10 protein-coding genes and 1 tRNA gene are annotated in these 12,479 nt (G+C 63.9%); 6 read left to right on the top strand and 5 right to left on the bottom strand.

Translation table 11 applies throughout. The features are described from left to right. Positions 1-101: 101 nt before the first annotated feature. Entirely contained in the window at positions 102-461 is a 360-nt protein-coding gene (locus H6718_34105) for a response regulator (GenBank protein MCB9590494.1), read from the bottom strand. Between the two features lie 152 nt (positions 462-613). Then, a complete protein-coding gene (locus tag H6718_34100; protein ID MCB9590493.1) occupies positions 614-2,368 on the bottom strand; it encodes a protein kinase in 1,755 nt (584 codons plus the stop codon). A 351-nt stretch (positions 2,369-2,719) separates the two neighbouring features. On the opposite strand from H6718_34100, the gene H6718_34095 reads away from it, so the two are divergent. Beyond that, entirely contained in the window at positions 2,720-3,436 is a 717-nt protein-coding gene (locus H6718_34095; protein MCB9590492.1) for a hypothetical protein, read from the top strand. Next, positions 3,381-4,280 (top strand): EI24 domain-containing protein, encoded by a 900-nt coding sequence (locus tag H6718_34090; protein ID MCB9590491.1) that lies wholly within the window; start codon positions 3,381-3,383, stop codon positions 4,278-4,280. The genes H6718_34095 and H6718_34090 overlap by 56 nt, the downstream gene beginning before the upstream one ends. Here the strand turns inward: H6718_34090 and H6718_34085 are convergent. Continuing rightward, positions 4,242-5,711 carry a hypothetical protein gene (locus tag H6718_34085; protein ID MCB9590490.1) on the bottom strand — a complete coding sequence of 490 codons (1,470 nt, stop codon included), beginning with the start codon at positions 5,709-5,711 and terminating at the stop codon, positions 4,242-4,244. The two genes, H6718_34090 and H6718_34085, sit on opposite strands and share 39 nt — an antisense overlap. 308 nt (positions 5,712-6,019) lie before the next feature. On the opposite strand from H6718_34085, the gene H6718_34080 reads away from it, so the two are divergent. The 3 genes from H6718_34080 (at position 6,020) to H6718_34070 (ending at position 9,868) form a co-directional block, all read left to right on the top strand. Then, positions 6,020-7,324, top strand: coding sequence for a hypothetical protein (locus H6718_34080; protein ID MCB9590489.1), 1,305 nt, complete (start codon positions 6,020-6,022; stop codon positions 7,322-7,324). A gap of 106 nt (positions 7,325-7,430) precedes the next feature. Then, positions 7,431-8,606, top strand: a complete 1,176-nt coding sequence (locus H6718_34075) for an AgmX/PglI C-terminal domain-containing protein (protein MCB9590488.1) — start codon at positions 7,431-7,433, stop codon at positions 8,604-8,606. Positions 8,607-9,004: 398 nt separating this feature from the next. After that, positions 9,005-9,868 carry an OmpA family protein gene (locus H6718_34070; protein MCB9590487.1) on the top strand — a complete coding sequence of 288 codons (864 nt, stop codon included), beginning with the start codon at positions 9,005-9,007 and terminating at the stop codon, positions 9,866-9,868. A gap of 132 nt (positions 9,869-10,000) precedes the next feature. On the opposite strand, the gene H6718_34065 is transcribed toward H6718_34070, so the two are convergent. Continuing rightward, positions 10,001-10,531: an FxsA family protein gene (locus tag H6718_34065; protein ID MCB9590486.1), complete on the bottom strand. Its 531-nt coding sequence runs from the start codon at positions 10,529-10,531 to the stop codon at positions 10,001-10,003. A gap of 137 nt (positions 10,532-10,668) precedes the next feature. Further along, positions 10,669-11,859 carry a hypothetical protein gene (locus H6718_34060; GenBank protein MCB9590485.1) on the bottom strand — a complete coding sequence of 397 codons (1,191 nt, stop codon included), beginning with the start codon at positions 11,857-11,859 and terminating at the stop codon, positions 10,669-10,671. 512 nt (positions 11,860-12,371) lie between these two features. Between H6718_34060 and H6718_34055 the strand changes: the two genes are divergently transcribed. Continuing rightward, positions 12,372-12,444 (top strand) — tRNA-Lys (locus tag H6718_34055). The last annotated feature ends 35 nt before the right edge of the window (positions 12,445-12,479 follow it).

The following is a 12,479-nucleotide window of genomic DNA, read 5'->3' as shown; positions in this document are numbered from 1 at the left end:
CACACCCTACTCGAATCGCCAGCATCGTCGCAGCCTCCGCATGCTGGTTTGGGGGAGAGGCGCGCCGAAACGCGTTCAAAAGCAAGTGTGACGGCGATGTATCAGCGGCCAATCGCGTCGATCAAGCGATCCACTGGATACGGCTTGGCGAGAAAGCCAGAGACCCTTGGGTGGTCTCGCAGCTCAGACGGAACATCCTCAGCGGAGTACCCGCTCGAGAGCAGAACCGGCAGCTCGATGCCAGCGGCGTCCAAACCATGAATCACCTCGAGCGCTGACATCCCGGCAAGATTGACGTCAAGCAGCATGAGGCGAAACGCCTCCTGCGAAGCGAGTTCGAGGGCTTTGGCGCCGTCGTTTGCGACCTTTGAGCGATAGCCGCGTTGCTCGAGCAGCCCAGCGGTCAACATCGTCAACCGGGGTTCGTCGTCGCAGATCAAAACTGGCAGTGATTCGCTCATTCTATTCCATATGGTTATGCGCAGCCCAACTAGGCTAGCGCATCGGCGCACGAATCCGCCGATGCGTCGCCCAGGTGGCTGAGCCACCCGGTTGGGCCAACGCAAACCCCTCGACGGAAATCCTAGTCCAACGTTGTGGGATTGACCACCGCTCAAGACGGCGAACGCGTCACTCGCAAAACCCCAAGCGCGATGCCCACGACGACGAGCAAGCCGGCAATCCAGCCAACGCGCACCGGCCCGACGGCAAGCACCTCACCCGTCTGCGAGGCGTAGAAACCATGGACGATGGACAACACGATGCCTGCGATGACGAACGAGCCAGGCACCAACAGGCGTTGACGTAACGACGGTTCCGTTTGAGCGGGCGAGACGCGCAGCGCACGTGCGACGGCCGGATGCTGCCCAGACACTCCACTTCGGTTGCCGATGGACACCGGCGGCAGCGCGTCGAGCTGAGCAGGCGCCGAAGCGAGAGCCGGACGGCTTCCGCTTTGACTGCTGGGCCGCGGACCAGACATCGGCTCGGGCTTGGAAGAAACGGGCGCCGACTCGCTCACGGCAGGCCAGTTCGCGCCGCTCGACCCGCTACGCACCGCGGGTCGCTGTCCGGACAGGCTGCTCGGAGGTCGGTCCGCGTTGACTGCGGGCCAGTTTGCACCGCTCGGGCTACGAACCGCAGGCCGCTCGCCCTCCGGCAGGTCCAAGTCCAGGCTCAAGGGGCGTCTGGGCTTCACGACCTGCTGACGAGGTGCGGAGGCTGCAGCTGGTACTGGCAGCGCCAGGTCGGGGATCTCCGCTGCGGGGTGCGTCGCCAACTCAACCGGAGTTCCTGGCCCAAGCCCCATCTGGGAGGGCGGCGGCGTGCTCGACGGTCGCTCGAGCTCCAGGCGCTCGCTCTCGGGGAAGCGATAGCCTTCCGCCCGTGAATCGCGACGCAGGCCGGTGCTCACCATCTCGTGAAGCCCAACGGCGCCCAAGAGGTCGTTCCAGAACAGACCCGCGTCCGCATAGCGATGCCGAGGATCCACCGCGAGGGCGCGCTGGAACACGGCTTCGACTTCGTCGCTGACCACGCAGCCCTCGTTTCTGGGCGTTGGTCGGCGCTGTTCGTCGAGCGCGCAGCCCATCATCGCGGCGTGGTCGCCGTCGATCACGGGGCGCGCAGTGAGGGACTCAACCAGGGTGAGCGCGAGACCCCAGACGTCAGTCCAAGGTCCTGTCTGGCCATAACGCTTGGGCAACCATTGTTCTGGCGCTCCATAGGCTGGGGTGAACGACGCGACGCCCGCGTTGTTCTGGCTCGCGCGTCCCGCCACCTGGGACGCGACGCTCTTGGCCTTTCCGATCCCGAAATCCAGGATCTTCACCACATCTTCACCGGCGACCCGCGCGAGGAAGATGTTCTCAGGCTTCAGATCCCGATGCACGATGGAAATCGGGCCTTCCGGCGAGGAAAAATTGTGGGCCCGTTCCAGCGCGCGCGCTACCGGAGTGAGCAGACGAGCGAGTTTCTTCACGGAAAGAGGTGCGCGGCCTTCTGCCTTGCGCCGCCTGACCAGCGCCTCCAGGGTCTCGCCCTCGAGCCACTCAAGGGCCATGAAGGGCACGAAAGCGCCCCCGGGAGCGATCAACGCGTCGACGTGGAGCGGACGCACGACCGTAGGGATGCTGGCAGAAAGCCGAAACAACAGCTCCGCTTCTGCCCGAAACTGTTCGAGAAACAGCTCTTGCCCCGCGGCACCGAGCCCCTGGGGGATCTTCAGACACTTCAACGCAACCGGCGCGCGAAAGCCGGCGTGATACGCGCGGTAGACAACACCGAAGCCGCCTTCGGCGACGGTCTCCTCCACGTGATAGGCGCCGGCAACCGTAGTGCCGAGTATGCCAAACACGTCTTCAGTCATCGTTGCGGTCTCGCCGTGGCGAACAAGGGGTCTGCCTCCACGTCCCTGCCCAAAGTTAGACCAAGCGCCGCCCTGATTTGCAGATAATCGCGCGCGAACTCGATTCGTTCGCCGTCATCGCCCTCGTGGGGTCGAGAAGACCGCAATTGGTGATACCAAGCGCCCGCACGCTCCACCGACGCAGCACCACCAGATGGCTGGGCGATGCGCGGGCTGGGTTGACGGCTTGCGGGCTCGGTGGGGTGCGTCGAACCGATGTCCGGATCCCGTGAGTTTTTCACCCGTTGCTCGCGAAAAACCACGCTCGAGCTAGGCGGCGCAACGCAACTTCGATAACTAGGGGGAACTCAGATGCGAACGCTAGCCATCCTTGCATGGGTCACGACGGGATTGATCTGCAGCTCAGCCTGCAGCAGTGACAACCCCGCGAAGAGCGGCGCAGATGCTGGCGCGGACGTATCGAGCGCTGGCAACGCCGGCAGCGCTGGGGAGGGAGGGATTGGAGGCTCTGGAGGTAGCGGCGGCGCAACCCCAGACGCCTCCGATGACGGCCAAGCGGGTTCTGACGCGATGGACGCAGCGACCGATCCCTTCGCAGATGCCCCACCTCGACCCGACCTGAATGGGCCGATGCAAATCGTCCTGTTTGGTGAGCTCGATGGGATCGATGTCACGGGCACCTACGACCAGGACCCCGGAAGCACGGTGTGTGGCGAAGGCTTCACGGCGACCCGCGAGGACGGCGTGGGGGGTAGCGTGGTGATTTCGTGGCAAGATGACATGACCACGCTGGTCCCCACCGTGGGCGACTACGACGCTCGGTACGGCTTCGACATCACGGTGACGAAGTTCGTGCGCATCGATGACACACCCAAGCAGGTTTCATTCCGCGCCGGACAAACCTACCCAGGAAGCACGCTGTCTGGGAACGTGAGCCACTCCGACCTGATCGCCTCGGGGACTCTTGAAGCGTTCTTCGAGATCACGTCTGCAGAACGCGTCGTCGACTCCAATGAAGGCCTCAAATCTGGACAGCTCTACCTCTGGGTCGCTGGCAGTTGTCAGTGAGGTTCCCCTCGCCCGTCTCGCCAGCAGTAAGCCGATTGGCTTCTGGCGAGGTTTCTCGGCGGTTTTTCGCGGCTTTGGCTTCCTAGTCGTCCACCCTCGCGCGTGGCCGTATGCCCTCGTGCCAGGGCTGTTGTTGTTATTCTTGGTCAGCCTGGGTGGGTGGTTCGCACTGGGTGTCGTGCAGCCCTGGGCCGCGAACTGGGCTGGTCCCGACTCGGGTTGGCTGGCGGAGGCGGGTGCGGGAGTTGCGAGCTGGCTCTTGGCGACCCTTGCGCTGGCGTTGTGCGTGCTGTTGGCGCTGGTACTCGCCCCTCCGCTGAGTAGCCCGGCGCTAGAACAGCTGGTCGCTCTGCAAGAGCAGGAACTAGGTGCTCCACGGCGAGCCCCGATTGGATTCCTTACGGAAATATGGTTTGGCCTCAAGGCTCAGGCTGTTGTCGCCTGCTTCATCGCACCGATCGTGATCCTGCTTTGGCTGGTTTCGTTCTTCTTCGCGCCAGCATCCGTCGTCACAACACCCCTGAGCTTCTTCGTCACCGGCCTTGGGCTCGCGTGGAACCTGTTCGACTATCCATTGACGCTTCGGGGAGTCGGGATGCGCGCGCGACTCAAGTTCGTGTGGCGCCACAAGCTCCCTACGATAGGCTTTGGCCTGGCATTTTCCCTACTTTTCTGGGTTCCCTGCTTCAATGTGCTGCTGCTACCGATTGGTGTAGTCGCCGCGACCGAGGTCGTCTGGAGGCTGCTCGCAGACGACCCCTTGGGCGGACCGTGGTTCCCCGCGGTAATGAAGAACGAGACTGACTCAGCCCACGCAGATCCCCAAGCGACCTCTCAGCTGTAGGTAGTCATTGCTCACTGAGTACGCGATCAGATCGCGACCCAGTTCGCCGTGCTTGCCTTCCTCTGCTTCTAGGCACCCGAGCGCCGTCCCAAGATCGGCGCACACGACGAATCCCGCCCTGGCTGCGGTCTTGTCCGCCCCAGAACTCCAGCGTTGAAGATTCGTGCGCCCCCCCTCTTCGACGAAGCGCAAGAACAGCCCCCGGAGCCGGTCGACCTGCTCGGCCTGCAGAACGGGCGCGATGGCCTTGGCGATAGGTGCCACCCGCTGCTTCATTTCCTCCGCGATGGGCAACGTTGGCGAGCCGATGGTCAACGCCGCGAGAAACAAGTCCTCGAGGTCGGGCACCGAGCTGAACAGCGTGCGAATGAAACGCTCTGGGCGGTACCAAGACAGGTGGCGCCCCGCATCGAAGGCTAACTCGAGCTGCGCCCGCCCCGACAGCACGCCCTTGCCAAGCAGTGAGAGCGGCGGGATGCCCGGGATGTGCAGGTAGCCGGCGTCGCGGTCCTTATCGAGGTAGATGGGAGGAGCAGGCAAGCCAAGGATGGCGGATGCCCAGGTCAATGCGCGAACCGCACTCAACGTGGACTTCTCCGGCTCCTGTTTGCTTGCAGGATCTGGAACGTGAAGCTTCTTGTCGCGCCGCAGCCCAGTCACCTTGCCGAGCAGCACCGCGGGCACGATGACCCCAAAGATCTGACCCGTCAGCAGCTCTTCGTCCGCGTGGGACACGTGGTCACTGAAGCTCAAGTTGTCGATGGAATGCTTGGGCGTCATCAGCCCCTGCTGTCGACCCGACTCGAAGACGCCACGTACTTCGTCTGTCGCCTGACCGAGGCACGCAAGCGCCTGGGCGGCGCACCAGGTCGCGTCGGCGTTCCCCTGCGCTTGGTAGACGCGGAAGAGCGACATCAGGTGATCGGGCCGCGTGGGATCACGACGAACTCTGCGCCAGACGGCATCGGGGTCCTCACTTGCATCCGCGACGCTGCCTTCGAGATCGCTCAGATCGACCTCAACGTTGATCTGGGATTGTGCGTGACGTAGCTCCGCTTCGAGCTCCTTGACCCTGGCTTCGAGTTGTTCGATCCGCTTCAGCAGCAGCGCCCGGCCACTATCGCCGTCCGCCTGTACGCGGATTGGTGCGAGCGACGCGGGCGCCTCCTCGTAGTGCTCGATGATACGGACCGCGTGCCGGGACTCGTACGCCGCCATCATCGCCTGCTCCAGCTCGAGCAGCCGCTTCGGATTCAGGCCGAGGTTGTCGGCAGCCTTCTCGAGGCGGGCGCGCTCTTCGCTAGTGATCACACCGTCCGCAAGCGCCTCGGCGAACAACTCCTCGTACTGTTGCTCGAGGGGGCCTAGCCCCAATCCTGCGCTGATCTCGCCCTGGGTAAAGCCAGCACCAAGCTGGAACTCGTCACTCATCGTCGCCCTCCTCTGCGGCTCCAGACGCTGACTCGAAATACAGCCGCCGCGCGACGGTAGCTTCGCCGCCCCAATTCGTCGATCAACAATCGCGCCCCAATCCCACCAACAATCGCCCCCGTCCCGCGGGACAACGCGCACGGAAAAGACTCGCGCCGGAGCGTGCACGTCCGCCTCATCGCCGAAACGCATGTAGGCCGCTGTCCCACGCTGGGTCGCAACGCTACGGCAGGCTTGAGAAATTCACCTCCCTACGGACACGGCGAGTGGTACATTTGAGACCCCCCACTTCTGCAAGGAGTTCGCCCGTGCGAATCGATTCGTTCTCCAGACTTACCTTTCTCTTCGCAACCTGCGCCGCGGCCGTAGCCGTTTCCGGAGGGTGCTCCGGCGATGACGGCAGCGCGTCAGGCAACACTGGCATCTCAGGCGGAAGCGGTGGGAGCGGCAACAACGGCGGGAGCAGCAACGGCGGCACCGACACCGGAGGCAACGGTGGCAGCGGCAACAACGGAGGCAGCAGCTTCGGGGGAGGCTTCATCGACAGCGGGACGACCGGCGGCAATGGTGGCAACATCAACCCGGACTCGGGTTGCGCGACCAACACGCAAACCGGCGATCGCGTGCCTGCGAACATGCTGTTCGTCATCGACCGTAGCGGCAGCATGAACTGCAACCCGCCCCCGACGCAGACCAGCGCTCAGTGCGAGAGCGCACCGCAAAAACAGAACCAGTCGCTCAACTCCAAGTGGGAGGACACGCGCATCGCGCTCGAAGCCGCGCTCGATCAGCTTCAGACGCAGCCCAACATCGGAGTCGGCGTGAACATGTTCCCTCGCGACGATTCATGTTCGGTCACAGGCACACCCAACATCCAGGTTGGCAGCCTCGACACCACACAGCTATCCGGCATCAAGGCTTTCTTCGGCACGGTGGATCCCGCAGGGCGCACCCCGCTCGCCGGTGCGACAATCCTCTCGTACAACCACCTGCTGCAGCAGCTTCAGGCCGGGAACTTGGAAGGCAACAAGTTCGTGGTGTTGATCACCGACGGCTTCGAGACTTGCGCTCCAACCGAGCTCGCGAAGTTGGTGGGCACCGATGTTCCCAACGCGTACAACTTGCTCAATATCCGCACGTTCGTGATCGGCGCACCGGGCAGTGAGGGCGCGCGCTCGTTGCTCTCTCAAATCGCGAAAGCGGGTGGCACAGCAAACAGCGCGACCTGTGTAGCGGATCCGAACGGAAGCGCAGACGTGGGAGATTGCCACTTCGACCTGACCAACGTGACCAGCCCCCAGGACTTCGCGAACCAGCTGTCTCAGGCCCTCGCGGACATCAGCGGAACGGTGCTGACCTGCGAGTTCGATGTGCCTCAAGCTCCGAGCGGCGGCGAGGTCGATCGCGACAAGGTGAACGTGACCGTCACGCCCCAGGGCGGCTCTGCCGTCAACCTCCAGCAGGACAATGCGGACTGCGATAACGGGGCGGATGGCTGGCAGTACAACGCAGACAAGAGCAAGATCATCCTCTGCGGTAATGCGTGCGACACGGCGAAGGCAGAGGGCTCCTCGGTCCAGATCGTGCTCGGCTGCCCCAGCGACATCAAGTAATCGAGTCAACCTCGAGGCCCTGGGGCCCTGCGTCTGACGACATCCGTCGCACGTGGGGCCCTCGGCATTTTGTCGGTCCTCCTGGAGTCTGCTAGAGCAGCGGGCGATGCGGAGCAGCGGAAGCGTCGTGCTGATTGGTCTGAGTGGGGTGCTCACGGCTTGCGCTGCGAACAGCGCTGGTCCGCCCCGCGAACCCGCCGGAGCAACGCCGATGGTTGCCGCATCCACGTTCCGCACGGCAACGCCACCGGCTCAGTCGGCCAGCTCCCCGCCGCTGGTGCAACCAGCCCCGACACACAGCTCAGCCCCGACCGAAACAGCGGACGTCCCCGTCCCCGACGCTCCGGTGCCGGACGTCCCCGTGAAGCTTGAAGCACCGTACACGCCAGTCGCAGTACCGCGTCAGAAGGGCCGCGTCGCCGCAGCCGGCGAGGATGAAGAGCTCGCGCGCTGGAACATTGGGGGCAATGCTGACCCGAACTATCCTTCGAATCGCTCCGGCTTCCACCCTGGCGCACGCGTCGTGGTCGATGTGGACATCAAGTCGCGCGGGCTGCCCAAGCGCCCTCCCGTAGATCGCCGGACTGGGCGTTCCCGCCGCAACGCTCCAAGCGAACACGGCGTTCTCGCCCACGCGCGAAAGTGGGGCTACTGGGACTTTCGGATTTGCTTCGAGTCAGCCCTGCGCAAAAACCCCCTCGACCACGGCCAAACCAAGCTTCGAATGCGCATAGCGCCGGGAGGCAAGGTCAGCCGCGTGAAGCTCTTGAGCAGTGACCTGGAGGATAAGGATGCAGCACGTTGCCTCGAGGAACAGGTCGCCAACTACCGCGACTTTAGCCCGGCACCCGGGCGAACCGTCAACCTGGAGCTAAGCATCAAGTTGTGGCCGGGGGACGCCCCACTGCCCGCCGTTTCGATCACTGATGAAGCCGCCGTAAAAAAATTCCACGAGGCAAATCCAGGAAAGATCCCTGACGCCGATTTCGTGGGCACGGTTGGCAACGCGCTGGACGACATCCGGCGCTGTTACGCCTCAGGACTGGAGCGCGACCCCTCGCTCTGGGGCCGAATCTTGCTGGAAGTCCAGATCCCCCCTGAGGGAGGTGTGGCGAAGGTCCGTCAGAACGGAAGTCAATTTCCAGACCGAAAAGTCGTGCGGTGCGTGAGACGCGCGCTGCGCGGCCAGGAGTTCCCTAGCCCCGAAGGCGGACGCACCACGCGAATGATCGGCCTCAGGCTGGGTCAGCCACCCTCTGACGCGGGGAAACCCGACGAGTGACGGGACGTGAGGTTTGCTCGATTCGAAGCGTCTTAGGACGCTCGTCTGGTTCGCTGTCAGCGGCTGGCCGAGACTTAAGATCCGCGAGGATTGCGGCTCGATTGAATCGAGTCGAGACGCACTTCGTCGCCCCCTCCCCCCCAAAACACTCTGATTGGTTTCCAACACTTACGGGGCGTGAAGAACGCCTGGCCGAGCCCAAACCGAACGTTCGTGTTCTGTGCTGAGTGGAAACAGCGTTTCCGCGAGCCGAAATCCGACCATCGAACGTCGCCCCACTCACGCCAGAATCGGGCTTGGCCGATGCGATGCGTTGTGGGAAGGTCCGGCGCGCGGTCAACGTAGGCCGCCAGAACGAGGGCTTGATCTTGACCCGTTTGAAGGAGGGTTTTGAAGCGATGCGTTTTTCGCGACGACTGAACTGGACCGTTATGCTGCTGTGTGCCCTCGGTGGCACCTTTGCCACGGGCTGCACCGCAGAGGCGACGATCGGAGGCATGGTTGAGACTCCCCCGCCGCCGCCCCCGCCGGACGGTGACGGAGACGGCATCCTCGACCCCGACGACAAGTGTCCCGATGCGAAGGAAGACGGTCAGCCCCCGGATCCGAACGACGGCTGCCCGAACAACGACGCAGACGGCGATGGCATTCCGGTCCCCGCGGACAAGTGCCCCACGGAACCGGAGACCGTCAACGGCTTCGAGGACGAGGACGGCTGCCCGGACACCAAGCCTCTCGTGACCGTCACGGCCACCGAGGTGAAGATCGCGCAGAAGATCCTCTTCGCCCACAACTCGGCGGAGATCGATCCCAGCTCGACCAAGATCCTCGACGCGGTGGCTGACGTCATGAAGAAGCACCCCGACATCCAGCTCATCGAGGTGGGTGGTCATGCTTCGGTCGAGGGCGACGCGACCTACAACAAGACCCTGACCCAGAAGCGCGTGGACTCCGTCGTCAAGGCGTTGGCCGAGCGCGGCGTGGAGAAGGATCGCATGATGTCGCAGGGTTACGGTTTCTACTGCGTGCTCGACGCGGGCACGACCGAGGAAGCCCACGAGAAGAACCGCCGGGTGGAGTTCAAGATCCTGCAGCGCGCAGGCAAGAACACCGACATCGCCCGCGGCTGCGAGAACGCCAGCAAGCATGGTGTGGTGCTGAAGAAGATCCCAGCGCCCAAGCCCATGCCCACGGCAACTCCCGACACCTCGGCAAAGACCGACACCAAGGCCGCCGGTAAGGGTTTCGGCGCCAAGAAGTGAGCTGAAGAGCTCAGATCGCCTCGAGGGCGTGTCGCGAAAGCGGCGCGCCCTTTGGCTTTTGTCTGTGCGTCAACCGCTCCCTTTTTCTATTTGGGGGGGAGAGGTGCGCCGAGCAGGCTCCGTGACCCGACGTCAGTCGCTGGATCGCCCGGGCAATTGCTCTGGCTGCTCGTCACGTCCGACCCCCTCGGTCTCGACGACGCCAGAATCACTTCCGGGAGGATACGCGCCCCACTCACCCGCTCCGAAATCCGCTCCGTCGAAGCCACTCGCGTCGAAATTGACGACCCTCAGCTGCCCCGCTTCGAGGCGTCGGTCGATGGCCGCCCTAACGCGGCGCGCGACGATGCGCCGGGTGAACGGAATCAGCAGGATGAACCCCGTCATGTCCGTCAGCACGCCGGGGGTGATCAGCAGCGCGCCACCCAACAGCACGAGCAGTCCGTCCACCACGCCCTCCTCAGGAGGACGCAGTTCGGCCATCGCCTGACGCCACGAGTGCCAAACCTTCAGCCCCTCTCGCTTGGCCAGAGAGCCGCCAAGGAAGCCGGTGACGATGGTCAACGCGATGGTCGGCCAAAACCCCACGACGCGGTCGATCTGGAGCAGTAGGAACAGCTCCAGGAGCGGAACCACGATCACCAGGACAACGAACCAACGCACCGTGGGAACCTAGCAGTCTGTTCGGGCGGTGGCGGCTAAACCGACGAAGCGTGAGAAAAGCTTCGCAAGGAGATGGAAAGCGAAGAGCCCACCCGACCGAAGTCGAGTGGGCTCCTGCGTTACTGTCTGGCTCTAGCTCAGTTCGAGGTGCCAGCCGCGCCGCCGGTTGTGCCACCGGTACCCGCCGTACCGCCGGTGCCCGCCGTACCGCCGGTGCCCGCCGTACCGCCGGTGCCGCCCGTACCACCAGCGCCGCCGGTGCCCGAGCAAGCGCTCAGGATGGCCACGCCCGCAGGGAAGTCGTAGCACACGCCGTCACGCTGGTAGAGCGTCTGGCCCGCGCCCGTCTGGCCGAAGAGCTCGTCCAGCGAATAGCAGTTACCGCTGCGGCACTCGCCCTCGCAGTCACACAGCTGGGCGCAAGCGCCGAGTGCGTCACCCACGGCGGTGTCGGGAGCGCCGTCCGCGTTGAACACCAGGCCCGAGAGACAAGCGCCGTCCTGCTGGCCGCTGGTCGCTGAACCACACGCGCCGGGAGTCTGGACGTCGCCGTTCACGCAGAGCTCGGTGCAGGTGCCGTCCGCGCCGCTCGCCCCGCCGAGGCAGAAGGACTTGCAGGGGTCATCCGAGCAGTCGGCAGTGGTGCAGCTGCAGGGCGCGCCGTAGTCGAGACCGGTGGGCGCAGTCGCCTCACAGATGCCGCTGGACGGGTTGCAGAACGCGGGACCACAATCCTCATCGTTACGGCAAAGCGGCACACAGTTGCTGCGGGTGAAGTCCAGGTCGCCATTCGCGTCGGTGTCCGGGAAGCAGCCGAGGTCGTTACGGCCATGGCACTTGTTGGGGTCGAGGGCGTTCGCGCCCGCCGGCTCACCAAAGGTGCACGCTTCGTAGCAGAGGCCTTGCGTGGTGCCGTCGTTGCTGGAGCAGTGACCCGAAGCGCCACACTCGGAGTCCGAGGTGCAGTTCTTGGTGCACATCCCGCGCGCGATGCCGCCGCCCTCGGCGTCGGGGGTGATGCAGGAGAACTCACCGCCGCCACAGTCGGTGTCGCTCGCGCAGGTCGCGCCGAGCTCGGTCTGAACGAAGGAGCCACCGCTGCCGCCAGCACCGGTGCCGCCGGTGGTGGAACCAGCGCTGCCGCCGTTGCCACCACTGGTGGTGTTACCAGTGTTGCCGCTTCCGCCCTGTCCACCGGTGCCGCCGGTCACATTGACGGTTCCGCCCGAACCACCGCTGCCGGAGTCCTTGCTATCACTCGAGCAGCCCATCATGCCGACGGACATCGCAACCAACGAACCAACACTCAACAACAGTAGCTTCTTCATTTTTTCCCAAGCCTCCTCAAGCGGCCACGCACTTGTCACGCTGCCTTCGTAGGTTCCCCGCTGAGTTAATTTGCGAGACTTTGTCCAACACCTACGAGAAGCGGGTCACCTAGCACGCAAACCTTGTCTTCTCCAAGTCAGAACTGACCTACCTTGGCCCCTCCGCTCCCACTGGGGTTTGGAGTTACCGAGGTGCCCAAGCAATCACTGCCAGGTCCAAAGCTGACCGAAGCAGGCGATGCGCGCCAGTGCAATAACCGCCGAGCGCTGGGGAGGTACTTCAAGCCTCAACTAGATTCCAGAGCTTGCTGCCATCGTGAGTGTGAAGCGCTCAAGCTGAGTGGAACTTCTCCGCTCCCACTGCACGTTGAAGTTGAAACGCTGTCTCAAGTCGACTCACTGTGTTGCCCAGTGGTTTCGAGGCGTTCAACGTTGACAAGCCTCCGAAAGCAAGTACACAGGCGAGTTCCAAAACGCAGCGCCACCTCACGGAAAGGCGCGCGACAGATACGGGGCTGATAGCTCAGTCGGTAGAGCAGTGGATTTTTAATCCAACGGTCCAGGGTTCGAGTCCCTGTCGGCCCACCCAATGAACAGCCTTGCTCGGTGGCCCTTTCGGG

It is taken from the genome of Polyangiaceae bacterium (genome assembly GCA_020633205.1).
GTDB lineage: Bacteria > Myxococcota_A > Polyangia > Polyangiales > Polyangiaceae > JAHBVY01.
The sequence above is the reverse complement of the archived record's forward strand: the minus strand, read 5'-3'. Positions and strand labels throughout refer to the sequence as shown.

What these genes read in the sequence shown, in the direction of transcription:
- H6718_34075 (MCB9590488.1), top strand. Translation starts at nt 7,431, where the DNA reads ATGCGGAGCAGCGGAAGCGTCGTGCTGATTGGTCTGAGTGGGGTGCTC.
- H6718_34095 (MCB9590492.1), top strand. Translation starts at nt 2,720, where the DNA reads ATGCGAACGCTAGCCATCCTTGCATGGGTCACGACGGGATTGATCTGC.
- H6718_34070 (MCB9590487.1), top strand. Translation starts at nt 9,005, where the DNA reads ATGCGTTTTTCGCGACGACTGAACTGGACCGTTATGCTGCTGTGTGCC.
- H6718_34105 (MCB9590494.1), bottom strand. Translation starts at nt 461, where the DNA reads ATGAGCGAATCACTGCCAGTTTTGATCTGCGACGACGAACCCCGGTTG.
- H6718_34060 (MCB9590485.1), bottom strand. Translation starts at nt 11,859, where the DNA reads ATGAAGAAGCTACTGTTGTTGAGTGTTGGTTCGTTGGTTGCGATGTCC.
- H6718_34100 (MCB9590493.1), bottom strand. Translation starts at nt 2,368, where the DNA reads ATGACTGAAGACGTGTTTGGCATACTCGGCACTACGGTTGCCGGCGCC.
- H6718_34085 (MCB9590490.1), bottom strand. Translation starts at nt 5,711, where the DNA reads ATGAGTGACGAGTTCCAGCTTGGTGCTGGCTTTACCCAGGGCGAGATC.
- H6718_34090 (MCB9590491.1), top strand. Translation starts at nt 3,381, where the DNA reads ATGAAGGCCTCAAATCTGGACAGCTCTACCTCTGGGTCGCTGGCAGTT.